This is a genomic window from Pseudomonas sp. S3_A09 (genome assembly GCF_054668065.1).
Genome location: NZ_CP162752.1, coordinates 6144083 through 6165176, shown reverse-complemented (window position 1 = coordinate 6165176; position 21094 = coordinate 6144083). Strand labels below are relative to the sequence as shown.

Sequence of the window (21094 nt, the reverse complement as noted above, 5' to 3'; positions counted from 1 at the left end):
GAGCGAGTGAAGGGATCATTGCACAGACCGCCACCGTCGTCAGCTCAGAAGTCCCATTTGGTCGCCAGTTGCAGGCTGCGCGGTTCGCCGTAGAAACCGGTGCCGAAGTTGCCCAGGCCGGTGTAGTACTTTTTATCGAACAGGTTCTTCACGTTCAGCGTGGTGCTCAGGTGCTCGTTGAAGCGGTAGCGCGCCATCAGGTCGACCAGGTAGTAGCTGTCCTGGGTGATGCGCGCGTACTGGCCGAAATTGACCGTGTCATTCGGGTTAGGCTGGAACACGTTGCCGAAGAACTCGCTCTGCCAATTCACGCCGCCGCCCACGGTGACATTCTCCAGCGCGCCGGGCAGGCGGTAGGTGCTGAACAGACGCACCACTTGCTGTGGCGTGGTGGTTTGCAGCACCGAGCTGTACACGTAGCCGTTGTTGGCATCGCGGGTGTGCTGGTAGGTGTAGCCCGCGGAGACGTTCCAACCGTCCAGCACCTCGCCCGACAGTTCCGCCTCGAAGCCTTTGGTGGTCGCACCGGCAATCGGGCGATACACCGAGTCGGTCTCGAAGCCCGAGACGTACTCGGCGACATTGTCCTGCTCGATGCGGAACGCCGCAAAGCTGGCGTTCAGGCGGCCCTCGTAAAACGCGGCCTTGATCCCGGCCTCATAGGTATCGCCTTCGATGGGGTCAAGCAGCTTGCGGTCGGCGTCCTTGCTGTTCTGCGGACGGTAGATCTGGGTGTAGCTGGTGTACACCGACCAGGTGTCGTTGAGGTCGTAGACGATCCCGGCATACGGCGTGACCACGCCGCTCTGATGGTAGCGGGTGCGGTTGTCGGCTTTGGTCGGGTCGTAAAAGTCCGTGTTGTCGGTGCCGCTGAAATTGCTCACGCGGGTGCCAAGGATTACCGAGAGGTCATCGGTGGGTTTCAGGCGTGTGGCCAGGTAGGCACCGGTCTGGCGCTGCACGATATCGTTCTGGCCGCTGCGCGGGATGTCTGGTTTAGCGTATTCGCCGTGCCAATCGAAGATGCTGCCGCCCACGGGCGGGTAGACCGAACCGTACACCGGCACATCTTGTTTCGAGTGGGTGGTCATGAAGCCCATGATCAACTCGTGTTCACGACCGAGCAGGCTGAACGGCCCGCTGAGGTTCACGTCCAGGGTGTTTTGCACCTGGTCGCCCTTGTACTTGCCCATGAACATGTACATGTTCTCGCCGCTGACCGGGTCCGGGTTGCCGCCGCTAGCGGAGGCGAGCAGGGTGTCGTGCTGGCTGCGCTTGCGGTCGAGGCTGACTTTGAGCGACCAGTCATTCGCCAGCTTCTGCTGCACCGAGGCGAAGAGTGTCTGGTTGTTGAAGTCGCGACGGCTCCAGTCGGCGGCCGGGTTGAACGAGCGCGAGAAGTTCGTGCGCGAGCCGTCGCTGAAGTACATCGGGAAACCGGTCCAACTGGCACCGCGGGAGCGGGTGTCTTGCTGATCGATGCCGAAGGTCAACAGGGTGTCGGGCGTGAGGTCGGCTTCAAGGATGCCGTAGGCGATGTCCTTGGTGTTCTGGTAGTGGTCCAGGTACGACTGGCGATCCTGGTACACGCCGACAAAACGCCCGCGCACGTTGCCGGACTCCGTCAGTGGGCCGGAGATGTCGCCTTCGGTGCGGTAGTTGTCCCAGGAACCGAAGGTCTGGGTTACCGAGGCCTGGAAGGCAGCCGTGGGCTTTTTGCGGATCAAGTTGACCGTGGCCGAAGGGTCGCCGGCGCCGCTCAGTAGGCCGGCCGACCCCTTGATGATTTCCAGGTGGTCGTACACCGCCATGTCGGTGCTGGTGGTGCCGTAGTCATATACGCCGTCATAGGTGGAGTTGACACCGTCGTACTGGAAATTGGTGATCGGCAGGCCACGGCTGGAGAACTCCCAGCGCTCGCTGTCGTAGTTCTGCACGCTCACGCCGGGGGCGCGGCGCAGGGTGTCGGCGATGCTGTTGGTGCCCTGGTCGTCCATCTGCTGGCGGGTGATCACCGTCACCGATTGCGGGGTTTCACGCATCGACAGCGGCAGGCCGGTGGCCGAAGCCATGGAGCCGGTGGTGTAGGAACGGGTGTCTTCGGTGGTGGCGCCCAGGTCCTGGCCGGAAACCGTGGTGGCACCCAGCTCCAGCGCGCCGGTGTTGGCGGGAATCGGGTCCAGCACGTAACCGTTGTTGCCTTGGGGCAGGGCCTGCAGACCGCTGCCCTGCAACAGGCGCTGCAAGCCGGCCGCCGGGGTGTAGTTGCCGTTCAGGCCGGGGCTGGTCTTGCCGGCGGCGAGGCTGTTGTGGCCGGCGATGAAAATGCCCGACTGCTCGGCGAAGCTGTTCAACACACTGACCAGGGAGCCGGCGGCGATGCGGTAGGCACGCGCGGCCTCCTGGCTTGAAGGCGAGTCGGCGGCGTGCACCATCGGCGCGCCAAGGCAGAACAACGAAGTGGCCAGCGCCAATGGGCACAGCGCGAAGCGAGCAGGTTGCGACATGGATGTTTCCCTTTGGATCAAATCGATCGGCGAATTGAAAGCGTCTGCAGGGTTAACCGAACGAGTGTTGAAAAAGGGAACTGGCGGTTGAAGATTTTTTACAGTGGCCCGACCGATACCCACCACGGCAACGGCCGGTCGACCCGAATCGGCAGCGCCGCCTGCAACAGGTGCAGGGCATGATCGCTGTCCTTGAGCGGGAACGAGCCCATCACCGGCAACTGCGCCACCGCCGGATCACATCCCAGATGGCCGGGGCGATAACGGTTGAGCTCGGTGATCAACTGACCAAGCGGCAAGTTGTCCGCCAGCAGCACGCCACGGCTCCAGGCCTCCCGCGCTTGCGAGGCAGTCGCGGTGGGCTTGAAGCCATCGCGGGTAAAGGAGGCTTGCTGGCCCGCTTCGATGATGCGCACATGCCGGTCTTGGGTGGTGATCTGCACGCGGCCTTCGAAGACATTGAGCTGGGTGTGATCGTCGCCTTGCAGCACACTGAAACGGGTGCCCAGCGCCTGCATGCGCCCGTGTTCGGTATCGACCAGAAACGGCCGCCGGGCGTCCTTGGCCGTGTCGATCAATACCTCGCCAAAGCGCAGAAGCAGCAAGCGTTGCGCCGCATCAAAACGCACATCCAGCGCACTCAACGCGTTCAGCCACACATGGCTGCCATCGGCCAGCAGGGTATCGCGGGTTTCGCCGCTGGTGGTTGCATAGTCTGCGCTCCAGCCGCCCACCAGTCGGGGCAGGGCGGTGTTGCGCCAACTGCCCCAGGCCAGCGCCGAGCCGCCGCACAGCACCAGCAGGGTCTTGAGCGTCTGGCGCCGCGAACTGCGCAAGGCGCGGCTGGCTCCCTGGGCTTGTTCCTGCAGCGGGGCAAAACGCTGGCTCACCCGCTGCACGTACTGCCAGGCCGCCAAGTGTTCAGGGTTTTGCGCGACCCAGGCCTGCCAGCGCAGTTGCTCCAAGGCGCTGCCGTGGTCCTGCAGGCGCACATACCATTGCGCGGCCTGCTCAAGGCTGGCATGGCTGAGCTTGCCGGAGGCGTTCATTGCACGAGCATCCCGTCGAGTTCGGCTTCCAGGATTGCGCAATGCAGCAGGGCCTGGGCCATGTACTTCTTGACCATGCGCTCGCCCACGCCAAGCTGCTCGGCGATCTGCTTGTAGGGCAGGCCGTGTAACTGGGCGAGCAGGAAGGCTTCGCTGACTTTCTTCGGCAGTCGCGCGAGCATGGCGTCCACCTCAACCAGTGTCTCGACGATGATCGCCCGTTGCTCCGGCGACGGTTGCAGCGCTTCCGGCCGTTCGGCCAGGGTTTGCAGCCACGTGCGCTCGAGCTGGCGCCGGCGCCAATGGTCGATGCACAGCCCACGGGCGATGGTGGCCAGGTAGGAGCGTTGGCGGACGGGGTCGGTCTCGGCCGGTGGGCGGCTGAGAATCCGGATAAACGTGTCGTGAGCCAGGTCGGCGGCATCCCAGCGGTCGTTCAGGCGCCGGCGCAGCAGGCCGAGCAGCCAACCGTGATGGGTGCCGTAGAGGTGGGTAAAAGAAGTCGACACACTGCCCGTCCAGCTCAAAAAAGCATGCAAATAAGAATTGGTCGCGATTAAAGCAAAGCGTCGGGCTGCGTGCAAATGATTAAAACCGCTCGGCCAAGCCAACGATGCCCTTTGAAGGCGCGAGCTTGCTCGCGAAGAACGTGAGAGATGACGCAGCGCTATCGGGCTGCCCGGGGTGGCCTATTGGTTATTCGCGAGCAAGCGCGCCTACCAAAAACCAATCCGCGCTGCTATTGCCGCTGCAAGCGGCAGTCACAGCGGTTTAGACAGAAACACTCGGCTGCTGCCTTCAGGTGCGCAGGGCACTTCACCGAATTTCAGCCACCCGTGCTTCTCGTAGAACCCTGGCGCCTGGAAGCTCAGGGTGTAGAGCACCGCATTGCGACAACCCCGCCGCCGGGCTTCGTTTTCGAAGGCTTGCAACAGTTGGCTGCCCAGGCCCGACCCCCGCAGGTGTTCGGGCAGGTGGAAGAGGTCGAGAAAGGCCATGCCTAGCGTGGTTTTACCGGTGATGCCGCCGACGATCTGCTGGGTGGCAGGGTCTTTGATCAGCACCGTCAGCGGCTGGCGATCGTTGTAGCCCGTGATGCTTTCGTTGAACGCCGCCAGGCCGCTGCCGAGGAGGCGCTCGGCTTCGGGGTTGGGCTGGTCGCTGATTTCAATCAACGGTATGTCCATCGTCAGAGCGCCCTGACCATTTCATGCCACGCCATTCCTCCGTGATCCGATGGCGAAGGGCGCACATAGTCATAACCCATGCGCTCGTACAACGGCACGTGCTGTTCTTTGCACATCAAGTGAATCGTCTGTTTGCCCATCCCGCGCATACGCTGCACGAACTCAGTCATCAACGCCTTGGAATAACCCTTGCCCTGATGCGCAGGGTCGACCACCACCGACATGATCACGACGTTTGGCGCCTCGGCGGAGTGGCCTACCAACTCCTTGAACGCCTCGTCCGACATCACCACCTCATGGGCGCACCCACAGTTGATGAAACCCACCACTTCGCCCTCGGCTTCCAGGATCAAGAAACCTTGCGGGTATTGCGCAATACGCGTGGCGATCTTCTCCAGCGTCGCGGCTTCGTCGCCTTCGTAGGCGCTGATTTCGATGTCAAAGCAACGCGCGGCATCGGCGGGGAGGGCGGTGCGGAAGGTGAGGGCGGGCATGGTATTTCCTGAGGCATTGAGCGAAAGGCCCCATCATAGAGAAACATCCTGTGCCTGGCACTGAAACGCTCTCTCCCAATACTCGATAAGCTGAAGGCGATACCCTGCTGGCCGGTTTCGGCGCAAATCCATCCGGTGTGCCAGCGCTCGGCAATACGGCCGCGCTCCAGTACCGCTGCGCAGGGTGAGGCGTGCTTCCCGCTCCCCCTAGAACTCCCCGGAATACTTCACCGCTGCTGCCGCCCGCGACGGCACATCCAGCGTGCGCAACAACGACGACACATGGATGCGCACCGTAAACGGCGAGATTTCCAGGGCCTTGGCGATTTCTTTGTTGGTCTTGCCCTGCGCGATCAGGCGCAGCACGTCCTGCTGACGGGCGGTGAGGGCGTAGGTGTCCAGTGGCAGCAAACCGGAAGGGGCAAACTTGACCAGCACTTCGCCTTCGCGGATAGCCAGCAGCGCCTGGCCGATCTCGTCGGGGGCGATGTTCTTGCCGATGAAGCCGTCCGCGCCCAGGGCCATCACCTGATCGATCAATGCCGGGTCATCCACCATCGACACCACGATCAGTGTAGTGCGCCGCAGTTGCTGGCGCAGTTCGACCAGTTGGCTCATGCAGGTCAGGCCGGGAAAGCGCAGATCGAGGATCAGCGTATCGACCTCGCCGCCTTCATGGATCAGTGCGAGCACCCCGTCAAGGTCCCCGGCTTCCTGCACCACGGCGTCCGGCAACAAGCGCTGCACCGTGCGCAGCATGGCTTCACGAAACATCGGATGGTCATCAGCGATGATGATGCGACTGCTCATGTGGGTGCTCCTTCCTGGGGCAAGGGTGTGCAATTGCATGCTACCTTACCACCGCGCCCAGGGCCTGCCTGTGGTGTGTGAAGGAATTGATCACTGCCGCACAAGGACGTAACCCCATGAGTCTTGAGACCAACTCCGAACTCGACCAAGCCAACCTGCGCATCGTGGTGGCCAGCATTGCGATTGTCTACATCGGTGCATTGGGCTTCCTGCCCGGACAGTCGGTGGACACCTACCTGCCGGTGATCCTGTATATCTTTCTGTTCCTGCTGGCCTCCATCGTGTTGCGCCAGGTGATCGCCCGATGGCCCGGACATTACCCGGCGCGGCGGATCTTCGGCATGCTTCACGACTACACCGGCACCTCGTTCGGCATGGTGGTCGGTGGTGAGGCGGCATTGCCGCTGTATGCGGTGATGGTGTGGGTCAACCTCGGCAACGGCATGCGTTACGGCTCGCGTTACCTGGCGATTGCCACGGCGTTGGCGCTGCTGGCACTGCTGATTGTGTATCGATTGACGCCGGTGTGGCAGGCACAACCCTTCATGGTGCTGATGCTGATGATCACCAGCACGGTGATCCCGGTGTATGCGCACATTCTGCTGGAGCGCACGCGCAAGGCGTCGGAGCAAGCCATCGCCGCCAACCTGGAGAAATCCCGTTTTCTCGCTCAGGCCAGCCACGACCTGCGCCAACCCATCCATTCCATCGGCCTGTTCACTGCCTGCCTGCGCGAAGCCCGGCTGGGCGACGAAGAACGGAGGCTGGTGGACAATATCGACCGCTCCCTGCTCAACGTGTCGCAACTGTTCCGTTCGATTCTCGACCTCTACACCCTCGACAACGGCCGCCTGATGCCCAAATACCAGGCGGTGCACCTGGGCGAGTTCCTCGCCGACCTGGTACGCCAGAACGCCGAAGCTGCGCGCTGGGCCGGCGTGGAGCTGCGCCTGCGGCCGTGCGCGCACTGGGTGCTGGTCGACCCGGCGCTGCTGGCGACCATGGTGCAGAACGTGCTGTCCAATTGCTTCAAATATGGCGCGCATCGTCCGGTGCTGATCGGCGTGCGCGTTCGCGACGGCGGCTTGGCGGTGGAGATTCATGACCGGGGGCGGGGAATTGCCGAGGAGCATCTGTCAAAGGTCTTCGAGGAGTTTTATCGGGTACGCCACCTGCGTGACAAAGACGTCGAAGGCGTGGGCCTCGGGCTGTCCATCGTCAAGCGCCTGGGGCAATTGATGGGCGTGCAAGTGAGCCTGCGCTCCCGGGTTGGCCATGGCACCTCCGTGTGCCTGTATGGCCTCACTTTGGCCACTGCACCGCGGACTACGGCACCGCGTGACGACACGCGCCAGGCCGGGTTGCTCACGGGTTTGAAGGTGTGCCTGGTGGAGGATGACCACAACGTGCTGCTCGCCACCCAGGCGCTGCTGGAGCGCTGGGGGTGCGAGGTGCAGGCGGAGTCGTCTGGGCGTGACCTGGTCAGCGACTGCGACATCATCGTCGCCGACTATGACCTGGGTAATCATGCCACCGGTATCGAATGCATCGACGCCCTGCGCGCGCAACGTGGCTGGGCGGTCCCGGCGCTGATCCTCACCGGGCACGATGTGGAGAAAATCCAGGCCGCGTTGCACGACCGTCAGATCGCCATTCTCTCCAAACCTGTACGCCCCGCTGAACTGCGTGGCAGCCTGCGGGACCTGAGCCAGGAGTCCGTTACTGGGTGAAGCCCTGCAGTGGGTTGCCGCGTGCGCCTTTGGGCTGGCAGTAGGCGGCAGGCTTCATCAGGCCAAAGCTTGCGACCGCAAACGCGCCGCCGCTGGCACCGCTGGGCACCGAGCAGTTGTACTCGCCAGACGCCGCGGTGGCCACGTAGTAGGTGGTCATCGAGTCGCTGCGTACGTTGGAGATACGCTTGACCGGCTCGCCCAGGTTGGTTTCCGACAGGGTCTTGAGGTGGTCTTCAGTAGGCTTGATGTTGCTGCAGCCGGCCACGCCGATGATCAAGGCACCCAACAGGGTCAGGCGAGTAACAGAGGATTGCAGTTTCATGGTGATTCTTCCTTGGGGTTGTTATGGTTTTTCCAGCGCACAACACGCCCACGCGCAAGAAATGCACGGTGCCGGAGGAGCGTTGGAAGTGTCGGGGAATATAGCGCCGCAGGGGGGAGGGGTCGATTAGCACAGGTGTACTAATGGCACGATGACTTCATGGAAATCGCGTGAAGGGCTGAAGATAAAACCGGCCACTCCAAAGGATGCCCAGGTAGCGTTCGCTACCCGTTTGCAAGCCGTTCGCACTTCCGGCAGGCGCTTCCTGACATGGATCTCACGTAGCAGCCGTAAGAAAGCGTTTTCACCGTTAAATGATAAAGCCGTCCCGGATGGCTTTCGGTTCAACAGAATCGGCCAATAGCGCAGTTCAGCATGAGTTTTTGCTTATAAAGCGATACTCAACAGCCCGCCCATGACGCCGCTGCCGAGTACCACCAGCCACGGCGCAACTTTCCAGAACATCAACGCAACCAGCGCCACAAGGGCCAGGGCAAAGTCCTGCGGGGCGTGAATCGCACTCGTCCATACCGGCTGATAAAGCGCGGCGAGCAACACACCGACAACCGCCGCATTGATGCCCATCAGCGCCGCTTGCGTGCGGATGTTGTGCCGCAGATGCTCCCAGAACGGCAAGGCGCCCAGGACCAACAGGAAAGAAGGCGCAAATATCGCCAGCAGGCAAACCAGGCCCCCAAGCCAACCGTTGGGCGCTTGGTTCATCGACGCGCCGAGAAATGCAGCGAAGGTGAATAGCGGCCCAGGGATGGCTTGCGCGGCGCCATAGCCCGCCAGGAATGCATCGTTGCCGACCCAGCCAGTAGGTACGACTTCAGCCTGCAACAGCGGCAGTACCACATGTCCGCCACCGAAGACCAGCGAGCCAGCGCGGTAGAACGCATCCACCCTCGACAACATTTGACTTGGAAACCACGTTGCCAGGAGCGGCAGCCCGAGCAACAGAGCACAGAACAGAACCAGCCAAAACATGCCGGCACGACGGCGGATGCGAATGGGCAGCGGATCACGGGCTTCGCTCGGCTCGGGCTTGAAGAGGCACAAGCCAATGATCGCACCCATCGCTATGACCCCGACTTGCCCCAACGCGGAGGGTACGAGCAGCACGAAGCAGGTTGCTGCTGTCATGATGGATCTACGCGGTGTATCGGGACACAGATTGCGCGCCATCCCCCATACCGCCTGCGCGACCACCGCCACGGCTACCACCTTTAACCCGTGCAATACGCCAACGGGTATGACATCGCCATAACGGGCTATGCCCAACGCAAAGAGGATCAGGGCAATCGCGGAAGGTAAAGTGAACCCCATCCACGCCGCCAGCGCGCCACCGTAGCCTGAGCGAGAAAGCCCAAGCGCGATGCCGACCTGACTGCTTGCAGGCCCTGGTAGAAACTGGCAAAGGGCGACCAGATCCGCATAACTGCGCTCGCTGAGCCACTGTCGACGCACCACGAACTCGTCTCGGAAGTAGCCCAGGTGGGCGATTGGGCCACCGAAAGAGGTCAGGCCCAGGCGCAGGAAAATTAGGAAAACTGTCCAGTGGCGGCGGTCAGTCTGGCGGGTGTCGGTCATGTTGATTGATTCATCATCGGCCTATTCAACAGACATTAATCGAAAATTGTTAACGAAAGACAATACTCAAGCTGCGCGCATCACAGGATGCAGAGGCCTGCTGAGTCTTCACCGAGCGGATTGAGCCCGAACGTGGCACGAGTGATGCGACGGATGAGCTCGCTAACAGAGCAGCAAAGGCCAACGACAGACCGAAAGACCACTCCATTCATTTTCAGTCGGCGACGTCTTCCGGCGAAACCACCCAAACACTGCAAGGCATTTTGTATAACAGGTGTTCCACGGTGCTGCCGATCAACTGACCGATCCCTCGATGGACGACGCGTCCCATGACAATAACGTCAATGTCATAAGCATCCGCATAGCTGGAAAGCACCTTGGCCGGGTTACCCATGATCATGTGCTGGTTTTCCGCCGGGATGTTATTGCGCTTGGCCAGCTCATGGAAAGCATCGCTTTGTGCATCGAACAGCGCCTTGGCGGCGCTTGGAGAGAAGAACGCGGAGGCATTGTTGAAACCGAACTCGGCGGCGCTGATCGAGGACAGGTCGTGGGCGTAAATAACGTCCAGCTCAGCATTACAGTTGCTCGCCAGTTTTGCCGCTTCGTGCAGAATTCTGTCGTTAAGGCCTTCGTAGTGGGCATTGCGATGGAACGGGTCGACCGCAGCAACGATTCGCCGTGGAAGGGCGTGGTGCAGATGACTGACAAAGTGCAGGGGCACCGGGCATTCGCGTAGCAGATGAATATCCAACGGAGTGAACATCAGGCGTGACAGGACTGACTCGTGCTCCAGAGCTTTCACCAGTGCTGTCATGGGTTGTTCCCGGAGGTGGATGAGAATCTCTTGCAGGGGGCTTTGCACCCACACCACTTCAGTGGTCACGTGCACGCCGAGCTTGCGCAAGGGGCGGGCCTGATCCTCTAGCCATTGGTGGTGGCGCTCGACATATCCCAAGCGCATCTGTTCCAGAGCTTGCTCATTGACCAGGCCAGCAGTCGCCAGCCCCTCCAGATAGTCGAATGCCACGATGTGCAAGGCGGCGTCCGACGCCTTGGCCAGAGCGGCAGCGCGCTCGAAGGCCGGGCTGTTTTTCATGAGGGGCGAAACAACCAGCATGAAACGTGATTGCGCAGACATGGCAAATCTCCCATTGGTAATCGCTCAAACGCTCGCCAGTCGAACGTCCGGGCAGTGAGCCTTGCGCCTAGGGTGGCGCTGGCTACGCCAACGGGCTTGATTTTTGTCAAAGAGACGAGTGAGAGCGCCAAACGATCTGCGGCAGGCGCTTTGATTCTCTGATTGTTGACCATTATCAATCTGCGGTTGGTCGCCCTGGCGCAGTCTCGGGTGAGTGCAGCACTCACGAACTCGATCTGCGTAGGAGAACCGATGATGGCCACCATGAAAGCCGCAATATTCGTTGAGAAGAACCGCATCGTGCTCGAGGACAAACCGATCCCCGAGGTCGGCCCGCTGGATGCTTTGATTCGCATCACCACCACGACCATCTGCGGCACCGATGTGCATATCCTTCGCGGCGAGTACCCGGTGGCCAAAGGCTTGACCATCGGTCACGAGCCAGTGGGCATCATCGAACGGCTGGGTTCGCAGGTGCGCGGTTTCGTCGAGGGACAACGGGTCATCGCTGGGGCAATTACCCCAAGTGGCCAGAGTTATGCCTGCCTGTGCGGCTGCGCCTCACAGGATGGCCCCGACACCCGGCACGGATTTCGCGCCACGGGTGGCTGGAAATTCGGCAATATCATCGACGGCTGCCAAGCCGAATACGTGTTGGTACCAGATGCACTCGCCAATTTGTGCCCAATCCCCGATGGTTTGAGCGATGAACAGGTGCTGATGTGCCCGGACATCATGTCCACCGGGTTCTCTGGGGCGGAGCGCGGTGAGATCAATATCGGTGACACAGTCGCCGTATTTGCCCTCGGGCCGATCGGTCTGTGTGCCGTGGCCGGTGCACGACTTAAAGGGGCCACCACCATCATCGGCGTCGATGCCGTGGCGCAGCGCATGAGCGTCGCCCGTCAGTTGGGCGCGACCCACGTGGTGAATTTCAAGGAGGCAAATGTGGTCGAGCAAATCATGGCCCTGACCGATGGCCGGGGAGTCGATGTCTCGATCGAGGCTCTGGGCACCCAAGGTACGTTTGAGTCGGCATTGCGCGTGCTGCGCCCCGGCGGCCGGTTATCCAGCCTGGGGGTGTACTCCAGCGACCTGCGCATCCCGCTCGATGCCTTTGCCGCCGGCCTCGGTGATTACAGCATCGTGACCACGCTGTGCCCCGGTGGCAAAGAGCGGATGCGCCGGTTGATGGCAGTGGTGCAAAGCGGTGCCGTCGATTTGTCGCCGCTGGTGACTCACCATTTCAAGCTCGATGACATCGAGGTGGCCTATGAGCTGTTTGCCAATCAGCGTGACGGGGTGATGAAAGTGGCGATAACGCCTTGAGAACGTCTTTCGCAGGTGTTCATGAACTTCGAGATCACGCACTCACAACCCGCTCATTACTGGGATCAGGGCCACCATGATTGAAACCATTGGCATGGCGGGGGCGGCCGCCGCGCTGGGGATCGGCATGCTGATCGGTCTGGAGCGCGAGCGCCACAAAGGGACCGGAGATACCCGTGACTCCGCCGGATTGCGGACGTTCGCGATCACCGCGCTGCTGGGATATGCGGCGATGCAGGTGGGAGGGGCGTTGCTGGTCGGGATGGTCGCGATCAGTCTAACCGCGCTGGCGACTGTCGCCTATTGGCGAAGTCTGAGTGACGACCCCGGCGTGACCAGCGAAGTGGCTTTGCTCACCGTGCTGATCCTGGGCGCGCTGTGCAGTACCGCTCCCGAACTGGCCGTCGCTATGGGTGTGGTGGCGGCGGGGCTGCTGACGTATCGGGAGACACTGCATCATTTCGCCAAAAGCCAGTTGACCGAGCCTGAGATGCGCGATGGACTCGTCTTGCTGATTACGGCGCTGGTGGTGCTGCCATTGCTGCCGGATCGTTACATCGGCCCTTACGCAGCCCTCAATTTGCGCACCGTCTGCAGTTTGACCGTTTTGTTGATGCTGGTGGGCGCCGCGGGGCATATTGCGGTGCGTACGCTGGGAACTCGCTACGGCTACGCTATCAGTGCGATCGCCTCCGGATTCGCCTCCAGTACCGTGACCATCGCCTCGATGGGACATCGCGTCGCCACGGAGCCTGGCAATATCCGCGCCCTGAGTGCTGCGGCGATATTGTCCAATTTGGCCACCGTGATTCAGGTCGGGCTGATTTTTGGCCTGGTTGATCCCGCACTGTTGCGCAGCATATGGGGGCCATTGGCCTGCGGATTTGCTGTCACGGGGTTATATGGCGCATGCCTGATGTTTCCCGTCCAGAGCGGGGGCGCCAACGGGCCGATCAAGGTGGGGGGCGCATTCGATCTCAAGCTTGCCTTGATTGTGACGTTGACCATGACCGGTATCACCCTGGTTTCATCAGCCATGCTGAGCCACTTCGGTCAGGTCGGGATAATGTTGACTGCGACCTTGACCGGTTTTGCCGACGCGCATTCCTCCACAGCGTCCATCGCCTCCCTCGCCAAGGCCGGCTTGTTGCCGTTCGATGCCATCGTCGGCCCTGCGCTGGTTGCTGTCAGCAGCAACTCTTTGAGCAAGTGCCTGATGGCCTGGGTCAGCGGTGGCAGACGATTTGCCGCCTATGTTATCCCGGGCCAGGTGTTGCTGACGCTGGCCATGTGGGCGGGCACCTTGCTGCATTGAGTTCGGCCGGTATGTCCAGAACGCTGAAACGGCAACCGTTGCCACCGTTTCTCTTGGCCTGGTACATCGCGCTGTCGGCTTGGGCGAGCAGATCATCCACACTGCTTCCATCGCCGTGAAACAGGCTGATACCGATGCTTATAGCGGTTTCGATCCGATGATTGTCCACCATGAAAGGCTGATGGATAGCGGCGACCAATTTGTTCGCCAAGGGCTCAAGTTGGTCAATCTGGTCCACGCCGGAGATCAGGATCGCGAACTCGTCACCGCTCAGGCGGGCGACCACGTCGGAGCGGCGCACTGACTGGCCCAGGCGTTCAGCCACCGCGACCAACAGCCTGTCCCCGCAAGCGTGGCCGAGGGTGTCGTTGATGGATTTGAAGTGATCCAGATCGATAAACATCAGCGCCAATGGCTGCTTGTATTTGATCGCACCATTGATTGCCTGGTTGAGCAGGTTCAGGAACAGCAAGCGGTTGGGCAACCCCGTCAGAGCGTCGTGGAATGCCAGTTGCTGCATGGCGGCGCGCTCTTCGTCTATGAGACTGAAGTTGTGCAGGATGGCGATGAAGTGCGTCACCACACCGTCCTGGTCGAGCACCGGCGTGATGATCTGATTGACGGTGCAGGTGCCTCCGTCCTTGCGCCTCTCGACCATTTCGCCTTGCCAGCTCAGCCCCGCCATAATCGTCATCCACAAATTGCGATAGAACGTAGTGCTTTGTCTGCCTGAAGACAGCAGATGCGGGGTCTTGCCCACCAGCTCTTGCTTGGAATAGCCGCTCATCAGGCAGAATGCTTTGTTGAGCCACACGATGCTGCCACTGCGTTCGGTGATTAGCACCGGGTTTGTTGCAGCGTCCAATGCCCTTACCAACACTTGCTGGTCATTTTCGATCATTGCCTATTCTCTCTGCAGACACAGGACGCTTTGGTTCAGGCTATGAGGGTGCGAGGGGGTACTTGTTGATCAATATCAACTTTATTCGGGGCGATGTTCACCCTTACGACTGGCATACCTGACAAATATCAAACAGCTGAAGCCTGTAACGCTCAACCTTGAGCAATAGCCATCCAGATGGCCCCGTCCCGAGGTGCCCCATGTCACAGATCCAGCGTTTATTATTGATTGCCCCTCCAGCCATGATCCGCACTCCAGCCTTTGAGCGTGCCACGGCTCTGGCTCGGGCGATGCAACTGCCGTTGCACATCGTCGCGTTTGATTATCTGCAGGCACTAGCGGTGGCAGGCCTATTTGCCCCCGAACAGATGGGTGTAGCGCGGGAAGGGTATTTGCAAACTCATCGACAGTGGCTTGCGGAACAGGCCGAGCTGATGAGCAAACATGGCGTTGCAGTCTCCAGTGAGGTGGTGTGGGTACAGCATCCTTATGAAGAAATCCTGCATTTCGTCAGCGAGCTGCCGTTGGCACTGATCATCAAGGATGCTCACGAAGAGTCGGCGTTGAAACGGATATTTTTCACCCCGCTGGACTGGCAGTTGCTGCGTGATTGTCCAGTGCCGGTGCATCTAGTGATCAATGACCTGCATGCTCGACCTCGCCAGATCCTGGCTATTGTCGATGTCCTGCGCAGTGAAGAGCAGGATCAGGTATTCAACGATCAGATTATCGATGCCGCCGTGAAGCTGGCCGAGCAATGTGGTGCCACATTGGAGTTGGTGCATGTCTATGACTGGATGGCGGTGTATGCGACGGACATGGGCGTTGGTGCGTTACCGCTGGCCACGGGTCTCTATGAGGCGTTGGGCAGCGCAGAGCGTGAGGCGTTTGCGGCGCTAGCCGAGCGCCATCATGTGGCACCGCAGAACCGTCACTTTATCGAAGGTGCGGCGGTTCCAGGCATTTGTGAGTTCGCGACTAAACACGCTACGGACGTGATCGTCATGGGGACGGTGCAGCACCATGGCTTGAGTAAACTGTTAGGCACAACCGCCGAACAGCTCTTGCATAGGGCGCCTTGCAGCGTATGGGCGATCAAACCGTCGCGCGACTGATACGTGGCCCAGCCGGCAGGGCAGGCCGGCACTCCACGCCTACGGCGTGTCCCCTACCTTTAATGACGCGGCGCCCTTGAGCAAAGGCGCGCGTTATCGCGGGGCAACTGTTTACAGGTGAAGACGATGGATAACCTGAGATGAGTTGTCGGGGTCGCTAGACGTGTCGAACCCCAAGCTTCTTGCCAGGTCACGCATCGGCGTATTGCTTGCCGCGTCAATCGAGTACATCTGGGTGAAAGCGTTGCGACGCGCCGCCTTGATCAAATGCGTCATCAGATGCGTGCCCAAACCCAGATGCTTCCACTCATCAGCAACGGTGACTGCGCATTCACATACATGTTCTCCGGTGGCGGCATACCGACTGATACCGATCTCGGTAAGCTTGCCGTTATCGTGAGTCAGTGCGATGTAGGCCATGCGCTGGTCGTTGTCAGTGTCCATCAACTGATCCAGCATCGCTTTGCTCGGCTCATTGATCTGGGCAAGAAATCGCATATGCCGCGACTCGGGAGACAGGCGCTTGATAAACGCATACTCACGCTCGCGGTCTTCATCCGTGAGCGGCCGTATCAGCACGTGGCGGCCGTCTTTAAGGGGTTCGATCCAGTGGTGGCCGGTCACTTTGGCGTAGACATCAACGGCGCGTTCATTGTGTTCTTTGACGGTTTGCATGAAAAACCTCCATCCAGTTCAGATCGGCGCGCCGTGATTACCGCGCGGGTCATACCTTTCTACGTCGATGGGGCGGTCTGATTCTGATCTGGATCAGAAACCCGTGAGGTCGGTGCTCAATCGTGAGGTACTCAGTCAAACCGTCGTCGTGATGACAGTCGGGGAATGCGTCTGATTGCAACGTTTTCCACGGCGCTGGCTGCCGCGCGTACGCGATGGGGCGCCAAATGTGCGGGCGTTAGAGGACGGTCGGACGATTGCAGCCTGATACCAGTTGTTTAAGGCCCTCCATGTCCTGAATCTTGACGTTCCGGCCGGCAATATCCACCAGGTTCAGGTCTCGCAGGTGCGCGATACCCCGGCAGATGGTCTCCAGGCGTAGTCCTAAGTAGGAACCGATTTCCTCTCGGCGCATTTTCAGAACAAAGTCCTTGGGGGAATAACCGCGAATGCTCAAACGTTGTGAAAGGTTGAGCAGGAAGGCCGCTAGGCGCTCGTCCGAGTTCATGTTGCCCATGAGCATCAGCATTGTCTGGTCACGCACGATTTCCCGGCTCAACAGGCGGTTGAGGTTGTGTTGCAGCGACGGCAGGCTCTGCGAGAGTTTTTCCAGTTGCGCAAAGTGGATGGGGCACACTTCGCTGTCTTCCAGGGCAAACGCGCTGCACGCATGTATGTCGGCACTGATAGCGTCCAGGCCCAGCATCTCGCCAGGTATCTGAAAGCCGGTGACCTGCTCACGACCGTCGACTGACACCATGCTGGTCTTGAATGAACCAACTCGCACGGCGTAAAGCGAGCGCAAGGGGTCTCCGGTGCGGTACAACGCCGTACCTTTTTTGATCTTGAAGCGCTGGACGATCAGTTTGTCCAAGCGCTTCACTTCATCGCCCGATAGCCCTATCGGCAGACAAAGCTCTAGAACACTGCACTGTGAGCAGGCTGATTTGAGGCTCTGGACTTGTAACGGACGGGTTCCAGTCATCGGGTCTCGCTCCGCCAGGTATCTCCTGAGCATAGCGGGGGGGCGTGTGGGTCCGCACTTAATTTGCCCTTTTTCAGGTTAAAGGTGACGAGTGGAGAAGAACGCTATTCGAACGAACAGTCCTGCCGTTCCATGCTCCCCAAATTGATGGGTGCATCTGAACCGGCAGCGCGCCTTGCTGGCGGCCCGTTATTTACTTGATAAAGATCAGAGTCTGCCGTGGGCCGAATCCGATACTGCAGTCACAGCGCCGCCTGCAGTCCGAACAGGATGTCGGGTTTGCAGTCGGGTACAACGCTGTTGTCAGGAGACCGCGGTGATGCAGAAACTTAAACGTATTTTATTGATCGTACCGACCGAAATGACCCGTACTCCAGCATTCGACCGCGCGCAGGCGCTGGCCTGCGCCACCGGAGCGTCGTTGCACATGGTTGCGTTCGATTACGTCCAGGCCTTGGCGGTAGCAGGCTTGTTCGACCATGAAGCCATGACGCGTGCCCGAGAGGGTTATTTGCAAGTGCATCGGCATTGGTTGGAGCAGCAGGCGCGCTTTGCGGGAGGACAGGTGACCAGTGAGGTCGTCTGGGCTAAAGCAAGCCCTGGCCATGTACTCGATTATGTGAACGACTTCCATGCAGATCTCGTGGTCAAGGATATTCACCACGTGCCTGCACTGGGGCGGGCCTTTCACCAGCCACTGGACTGGCGGTTACTGCGCGAGTGTGAAGCGCACTTTCATCTGGTGACCGAAGCCAGGCACCCCAACCCTCTGAAAATACTCGTTGCCATCGACCTGTCCCACCTTGAAGAGTTGACTCAAGGTGTCAATGAGCAAGTGCTTGAACTGGCGTCGACACTGGCAGCCTCCTGCGGTGCCAGGTTGCACCTGCTCAGTATCAGCAACTGGTCGGTTGTGGGAGACACATCGACGAGTGTGTCCACGCTGAGTCTGAATGAAAGCCTTAGGGACGCGGTCAATGACGCGCAGGAGGAGGCGTTCGAGGTGCTTGCGTCACGCTACGGGATTGACGGCCACCGCCGTCACCTGCTGACGGGCATCCCCCACGCGGTCATTGAGCGGTTCGCCCAGCAGAATGAATTCGATATCGTGGTGCTAGGCGCCAGCCATGCTCGTGGCGGCGACATGTTCATCGGCAGCACAGCCGAGCGCTTACTCAATCACCCGCCGTGCAGCCTGTTGGTTGTGCAACCGTTAGCCTGAGCATGCACGTGCGTCAAATTTCGTTGCATCGACGCTTTATCGCCGTTCTCTGCCGCTCATGTCTCGACTAAAAGCGGCGCGCAATCGCGCTATCACGTGCTGGACTGACTCTCCTTGAACCTGCGGTGGTGTCGCGCTTTCTCCAAACTCACGCCATACAAACAGCGTCAATTCGGCCCCGTCGGTCAATGTCTGCGTCAGTTGCTGTGTGCCAAAACCTTGCAGCAACCGATAACGCTCATCTTGCCAGAACGCGTCCTCCACCCAGTCGTACACCGGAATGAAATGAAAGTGCAGCGCAAATCCCGGCATGTGCCCATAACGGCTGATATACAGCCATTTCGGTTTGAGCTGCGCCTCCATCACTCGCTGGGTTTTTGCCAGCAGCCCACCCAACTCGGCCAGCGCCGCTTCCGGCATGTCGGCCAGGGAGTGAATCGGCGCCTTGGCGCCTAGCATCAGGTAGCCGGGCAAGGCTGAAGCCAGGTGATGGTTGAGCAGCCAGTGTTCGGTTTCGTGAAGGACGTAGGCGGGGTCGATCTGCATAAGCGAATCCCTGTTAGCGATGCGGGCAGGATACCTGTATCCCAGAAAAGTGGTGGATCTGTGCCTATCGCCCGCGGGTCCAGATGGATAGCCTCAAGCCCCGCTAATCAACCACCGAGCCCACCATGGACCTCACTGCCGTCCCCTTTGGCACCACTGACTGGACCACGGTCGAATCCGTGACTTACCCAGGCATCACCGGCAACGCTTTATGGCGCACCTGCCACTTCGGAACCATCCGCGTGCGCATGGTTGAGTACACCCCCGGCTACTTGGCTGATCACTGGTGCTGGAGAGGGCATATTCTCTTGTGCCTGGAAGGCGAGTTGCATACGGAACTGGAAGACGGCCGCCAGTTCACCCTGACGGCCGGAATGAGTTACCAGGTGGGCAATGACATGGAGGGCCATCGCTCGTCGACGAGCGTAGGGGCGAAGCTGTTTATTGTGGATTGAGGCGGTATATCGGGTTGTTCAGCCAGTTGCGGATGCAAGCGCAAGCCCGCTCACCACAGGGCTCCCATGCCCTCAATGCATCTTGCTATGGTCCATCCCATCCACGCCACGGGCCGGGGCCTTCACTTCAATCGCCTGCTTCTCACCCTTGGCGTTTTGCACGGTGAGGGTCAGCGGCACCTGGTCGCCTTCCTTGATCTGGCCGGTCAGGCCCATCAGCATCACGTGGTAGCCGTTGGGGTCGAGGGTCACGGCCTTGCCGGCGGGCAGGGCCACCGAGTCCACCGGGCCCATGCGCATCACGTCGTCCTTCATGCTCATTTCATGGATCTGCACGTCCTTGGCCACCGGCGAGGCCACGCTCAGCAGTTGGCTGTCGCTGTCGGCGGTGACGGTCATGAACGCGCCGCTGGACGGCTGGCCCGGCACCGTGGCGCGTACCCACGCGTCGGTTACTTGCACCTGGGCACTGGCGTGGGCGGCAAGGCCCAGCAGGGTCAGGCCGATAAGGGTACGTTTGAGGTGTTGAACGGCAGTCATTAGCAGACCTCCATGACGGTGAGCAGGTCTTCTGCGCACTCTTTAGCGGTAAGGGATGCCTGCAGGCCCAGGCGCAGGTTGCCACGGGTGTCGAACACGAAGCTGGTGGCGGTGTGGGACAGGGTGTAGGTGTCGCCGGCAGGGATCTTTTCATAAAAGATCCCGAATTCCTTGGCGGCCACGGCGATTTCTTCCGGGGTGCCGTACAGCGCTTCGAAGCTGGGGTCGAAGGCTTTGACGTACTTGTCGAGGATCTCGGGGGTGTCGCGTTCCGGGTCCAGGGTGATGAACACCACCTGCATGATTTCGCCGTCGCGACCCATCAGTTTCTTGGCCTGGGCGGCGCGCGCCAGGGTGGTCGGGCACACGGCCGGGCATTGGGTGAAACCGAAGAACACCACCGGCATCAGGCCACGGTACGAGCTCAAGGTGACGGTTTCGCCGTCGGTGTTCTTGAGCTTGAAGGTACGGCCCATGATCTTGTCGCTCAGGTCCTTGCCGTACTTGAAGTTCAGCTTGGGGCTGTAGTCACAGCCGCCCAGCAGGCTGCCCAGGCCCAGCAGGCCCATTCCGGTCAGCACTTTGCGGCGGGTGAATAAGGTACTCATCAACTGTGCATCCTGTGAAACGCCTGCATTGCTCTGGATCAATACGTCAGGCTTTGAGGGCGTCCAGTCTACCAACCCTGGGAAGTGCACGTAATCTGCGACGTTCTGCCACAGGGGCAGGCGGCACTTCATCCTTTGGCGGCTCTGGTGGTAGAGTCGCCGCCATGAAATTGAGCCACCCCGACCGTTCCCTGATTGCCTGGGCCTTGTACTTCTGCGTGCTGATGAACCTGTTCGTCTGCGGTTTGGGGCATGGTCAGATGATGGGCCAGACACTGAATGGCATCGGTGGGGCGTTTTGTTCGGTGGACGGCAAGCAGGCGCCACTTTCCGACAAAGGGTTGGGCAGCCCGTCTTCCAGCAACATCTCGAACTACTTTGCCTGCCCGGTCTGCAACGCCTTGACGGTTGCCCTGGTGTTTTTGGTCGGTCTGGCCTGGTTGCTGGGGCTGGGGCAAACTCCACGGCCCGCCCATGAACGTCGCAACAAGGCGCCGCCGCGTTATTCCTGGCCTTCGGCCAACCCCCGCGCTTCCCCTGCATTCTGACGTTTGCCTTGGGCTTCCT

General features: G+C 60.3%; 22 protein-coding genes. 7 read left to right on the top strand and 15 right to left on the bottom strand.

What is annotated here, in order from left to right; genetic code table 11:
• Nucleotides 1-44: 44 nt before the first annotated feature.
• The 6 genes from AB4N92_RS28585 to AB4N92_RS28560 all read right to left on the bottom strand — a co-directional run bounded on the left by AB4N92_RS28585 (nt 45) and on the right by AB4N92_RS28560 (nt 6047).
• A complete protein-coding gene (locus AB4N92_RS28585; RefSeq protein ID WP_236267192.1) occupies nt 45-2507 on the bottom strand; it encodes a TonB-dependent siderophore receptor in 2463 nt (820 codons plus the stop codon).
• 98 nt (nt 2508-2605) lie between these two features.
• Nucleotides 2606-3556, bottom strand: coding sequence for a FecR domain-containing protein (locus tag AB4N92_RS28580; protein ID WP_021492310.1), 951 nt, complete (start codon nt 3554-3556; stop codon nt 2606-2608).
• Nucleotides 3553-4065, bottom strand: a complete 513-nt coding sequence (locus AB4N92_RS28575; protein ID WP_010209776.1) for a sigma-70 family RNA polymerase sigma factor — start codon at nt 4063-4065, stop codon at nt 3553-3555. The genes AB4N92_RS28580 and AB4N92_RS28575 overlap by 4 nt, the downstream gene beginning before the upstream one ends.
• Before the next feature lie 252 nt (nt 4066-4317).
• On the bottom strand, nt 4318-4743 hold the full coding sequence (locus AB4N92_RS28570) for a GNAT family N-acetyltransferase (protein ID WP_137206069.1): 426 nt from the start codon (nt 4741-4743) through the stop codon (nt 4318-4320).
• Nucleotides 4744-4745: 2 nt separating this feature from the next.
• On the bottom strand, nt 4746-5237 hold the full coding sequence (locus AB4N92_RS28565; protein ID WP_187517027.1) for a GNAT family N-acetyltransferase: 492 nt from the start codon (nt 5235-5237) through the stop codon (nt 4746-4748).
• Nucleotides 5238-5444: 207 nt separating this feature from the next.
• Complete coding sequence (locus tag AB4N92_RS28560; protein WP_010209782.1) at nt 5445-6047, bottom strand: LuxR C-terminal-related transcriptional regulator; 603 nt, start codon at nt 6045-6047, stop codon at nt 5445-5447.
• Nucleotides 6048-6163: 116 nt separating this feature from the next.
• On the opposite strand from AB4N92_RS28560, the gene AB4N92_RS28555 reads away from it, so the two are divergent.
• Nucleotides 6164-7777, top strand: a complete 1614-nt coding sequence (locus AB4N92_RS28555) for a hybrid sensor histidine kinase/response regulator (RefSeq protein ID WP_021492309.1) — start codon at nt 6164-6166, stop codon at nt 7775-7777.
• Here AB4N92_RS28555 and AB4N92_RS28550 read toward each other — a convergent pair.
• The 3 genes from AB4N92_RS28550 to AB4N92_RS28540 form a co-directional block, all read right to left on the bottom strand.
• Nucleotides 7767-8102, bottom strand: a complete 336-nt coding sequence (locus AB4N92_RS28550) for a hypothetical protein (protein WP_010209787.1) — start codon at nt 8100-8102, stop codon at nt 7767-7769. The genes AB4N92_RS28555 and AB4N92_RS28550 overlap by 11 nt on opposite strands.
• A 387-nt stretch (nt 8103-8489) precedes the next feature.
• A complete protein-coding gene (gene chrA, locus AB4N92_RS28545; RefSeq protein ID WP_021492308.1) occupies nt 8490-9695 on the bottom strand; it encodes a chromate efflux transporter in 1206 nt (401 codons plus the stop codon).
• A gap of 214 nt (nt 9696-9909) precedes the next feature.
• On the bottom strand, nt 9910-10836 hold the full coding sequence (locus tag AB4N92_RS28540) for a universal stress protein (RefSeq protein WP_236267193.1): 927 nt from the start codon (nt 10834-10836) through the stop codon (nt 9910-9912).
• Between the two features lie 255 nt (nt 10837-11091).
• Here AB4N92_RS28540 and AB4N92_RS28535 point away from each other — a divergent pair, with 255 nt between their 5' ends.
• A complete protein-coding gene (locus tag AB4N92_RS28535; protein WP_031290940.1) occupies nt 11092-12165 on the top strand; it encodes an NAD(P)-dependent alcohol dehydrogenase in 1074 nt (357 codons plus the stop codon).
• 76 nt (nt 12166-12241) lie between these two features.
• Nucleotides 12242-13480 carry an MgtC/SapB family protein gene (locus AB4N92_RS28530; RefSeq protein ID WP_010209791.1) on the top strand — a complete coding sequence of 413 codons (1239 nt, stop codon included), beginning with the start codon at nt 12242-12244 and terminating at the stop codon, nt 13478-13480.
• Here the strand turns inward: AB4N92_RS28530 and AB4N92_RS28525 are convergent.
• Nucleotides 13422-14381 carry a GGDEF domain-containing protein gene (locus tag AB4N92_RS28525; RefSeq protein WP_010209792.1) on the bottom strand — a complete coding sequence of 320 codons (960 nt, stop codon included), beginning with the start codon at nt 14379-14381 and terminating at the stop codon, nt 13422-13424. The genes AB4N92_RS28530 and AB4N92_RS28525 overlap by 59 nt on opposite strands.
• 200 nt (nt 14382-14581) lie before the next feature.
• On the opposite strand from AB4N92_RS28525, the gene AB4N92_RS28520 reads away from it, so the two are divergent.
• Nucleotides 14582-15496: a universal stress protein gene (locus tag AB4N92_RS28520; protein ID WP_010209793.1), complete on the top strand. Its 915-nt coding sequence runs from the start codon at nt 14582-14584 to the stop codon at nt 15494-15496.
• A gap of 111 nt (nt 15497-15607) precedes the next feature.
• On the opposite strand, the gene AB4N92_RS28515 is transcribed toward AB4N92_RS28520, so the two are convergent.
• Nucleotides 15608-16171 (bottom strand): GNAT family N-acetyltransferase, encoded by a 564-nt coding sequence (locus AB4N92_RS28515; protein WP_010209795.1) that lies wholly within the window; start codon nt 16169-16171, stop codon nt 15608-15610.
• Nucleotides 16172-16409: 238 nt separating this feature from the next.
• The gene (gene fnr / locus AB4N92_RS28510; RefSeq protein WP_021492303.1) at nt 16410-17156 is read right to left on the bottom strand and encodes a fumarate/nitrate reduction transcriptional regulator Fnr; all 747 of its coding nucleotides are present in this window, start codon (nt 17154-17156) and stop codon (nt 16410-16412) included.
• 319 nt (nt 17157-17475) lie between these two features.
• On the opposite strand from fnr, the gene AB4N92_RS28505 reads away from it, so the two are divergent.
• Nucleotides 17476-18378 (top strand): universal stress protein, encoded by a 903-nt coding sequence (locus AB4N92_RS28505; protein ID WP_010209799.1) that lies wholly within the window; start codon nt 17476-17478, stop codon nt 18376-18378.
• A 36-nt stretch (nt 18379-18414) separates the two neighbouring features.
• Here AB4N92_RS28505 and AB4N92_RS28500 read toward each other — a convergent pair whose 3' ends face one another.
• Nucleotides 18415-18924, bottom strand: a complete 510-nt coding sequence (locus tag AB4N92_RS28500) for an HIT family protein (protein ID WP_010209800.1) — start codon at nt 18922-18924, stop codon at nt 18415-18417.
• A 125-nt stretch (nt 18925-19049) separates the two neighbouring features.
• Here AB4N92_RS28500 and AB4N92_RS28495 point away from each other — a divergent pair, with 125 nt between their 5' ends.
• Nucleotides 19050-19379 (top strand): DHCW motif cupin fold protein, encoded by a 330-nt coding sequence (locus AB4N92_RS28495; RefSeq protein WP_236267194.1) that lies wholly within the window; start codon nt 19050-19052, stop codon nt 19377-19379.
• 72 nt (nt 19380-19451) lie between these two features.
• Here AB4N92_RS28495 and AB4N92_RS28490 read toward each other — a convergent pair whose 3' ends face one another.
• Both AB4N92_RS28490 and AB4N92_RS28485 read right to left on the bottom strand, forming a co-directional pair.
• Nucleotides 19452-19919 (bottom strand): copper chaperone PCu(A)C, encoded by a 468-nt coding sequence (locus AB4N92_RS28490; RefSeq protein WP_010209803.1) that lies wholly within the window; start codon nt 19917-19919, stop codon nt 19452-19454.
• Complete coding sequence (locus tag AB4N92_RS28485) at nt 19919-20527, bottom strand: SCO family protein (RefSeq protein WP_034106413.1); 609 nt, start codon at nt 20525-20527, stop codon at nt 19919-19921. Before AB4N92_RS28485 ends, AB4N92_RS28490 begins: the two co-directional genes overlap by 1 nt.
• A 164-nt stretch (nt 20528-20691) precedes the next feature.
• Between AB4N92_RS28485 and AB4N92_RS28480 the strand changes: the two genes are divergently transcribed.
• The gene (locus tag AB4N92_RS28480) at nt 20692-21075 is read left to right on the top strand and encodes a DUF2946 domain-containing protein (protein ID WP_021492300.1); all 384 of its coding nucleotides are present in this window, start codon (nt 20692-20694) and stop codon (nt 21073-21075) included.
• Nucleotides 21076-21094: the final 19 nt, after the last annotated feature.

Excerpts from the sequence above, each read along its gene's own strand:
- AB4N92_RS28585 (WP_236267192.1), bottom strand. The coding sequence starts at position 2,507 with ATGTCGCAACCTGCTCGCTTCGCGCTGTGCCCATTGGCGCTGGCCACT.
- AB4N92_RS28580 (WP_021492310.1), bottom strand. The coding sequence starts at position 3,556 with ATGAACGCCTCCGGCAAGCTCAGCCATGCCAGCCTTGAGCAGGCCGCG.
- AB4N92_RS28570 (WP_137206069.1), bottom strand. The coding sequence starts at position 4,743 with ATGGACATACCGTTGATTGAAATCAGCGACCAGCCCAACCCCGAAGCC.
- AB4N92_RS28565 (WP_187517027.1), bottom strand. The coding sequence starts at position 5,237 with ATGCCCGCCCTCACCTTCCGCACCGCCCTCCCCGCCGATGCCGCGCGT.
- AB4N92_RS28560 (WP_010209782.1), bottom strand. The coding sequence starts at position 6,047 with ATGAGCAGTCGCATCATCATCGCTGATGACCATCCGATGTTTCGTGAA.
- AB4N92_RS28555 (WP_021492309.1), top strand. The coding sequence starts at position 6,164 with ATGAGTCTTGAGACCAACTCCGAACTCGACCAAGCCAACCTGCGCATC.
- AB4N92_RS28550 (WP_010209787.1), bottom strand. The coding sequence starts at position 8,102 with ATGAAACTGCAATCCTCTGTTACTCGCCTGACCCTGTTGGGTGCCTTG.
- chrA (WP_021492308.1), bottom strand. The coding sequence starts at position 9,695 with ATGACCGACACCCGCCAGACTGACCGCCGCCACTGGACAGTTTTCCTA.
- AB4N92_RS28540 (WP_236267193.1), bottom strand. The coding sequence starts at position 10,836 with ATGTCTGCGCAATCACGTTTCATGCTGGTTGTTTCGCCCCTCATGAAA.
- AB4N92_RS28535 (WP_031290940.1), top strand. The coding sequence starts at position 11,092 with ATGGCCACCATGAAAGCCGCAATATTCGTTGAGAAGAACCGCATCGTG.
- AB4N92_RS28530 (WP_010209791.1), top strand. The coding sequence starts at position 12,242 with ATGATTGAAACCATTGGCATGGCGGGGGCGGCCGCCGCGCTGGGGATC.
- AB4N92_RS28525 (WP_010209792.1), bottom strand. The coding sequence starts at position 14,381 with ATGATCGAAAATGACCAGCAAGTGTTGGTAAGGGCATTGGACGCTGCA.
- AB4N92_RS28520 (WP_010209793.1), top strand. The coding sequence starts at position 14,582 with ATGTCACAGATCCAGCGTTTATTATTGATTGCCCCTCCAGCCATGATC.
- AB4N92_RS28515 (WP_010209795.1), bottom strand. The coding sequence starts at position 16,171 with ATGCAAACCGTCAAAGAACACAATGAACGCGCCGTTGATGTCTACGCC.
- fnr (WP_021492303.1), bottom strand. The coding sequence starts at position 17,156 with ATGACTGGAACCCGTCCGTTACAAGTCCAGAGCCTCAAATCAGCCTGC.
- AB4N92_RS28505 (WP_010209799.1), top strand. The coding sequence starts at position 17,476 with ATGCAGAAACTTAAACGTATTTTATTGATCGTACCGACCGAAATGACC.
- AB4N92_RS28500 (WP_010209800.1), bottom strand. The coding sequence starts at position 18,924 with ATGCAGATCGACCCCGCCTACGTCCTTCACGAAACCGAACACTGGCTG.
- AB4N92_RS28495 (WP_236267194.1), top strand. The coding sequence starts at position 19,050 with ATGGACCTCACTGCCGTCCCCTTTGGCACCACTGACTGGACCACGGTC.
- AB4N92_RS28490 (WP_010209803.1), bottom strand. The coding sequence starts at position 19,919 with ATGACTGCCGTTCAACACCTCAAACGTACCCTTATCGGCCTGACCCTG.
- AB4N92_RS28485 (WP_034106413.1), bottom strand. The coding sequence starts at position 20,527 with ATGAGTACCTTATTCACCCGCCGCAAAGTGCTGACCGGAATGGGCCTG.
- AB4N92_RS28480 (WP_021492300.1), top strand. The coding sequence starts at position 20,692 with ATGAAATTGAGCCACCCCGACCGTTCCCTGATTGCCTGGGCCTTGTAC.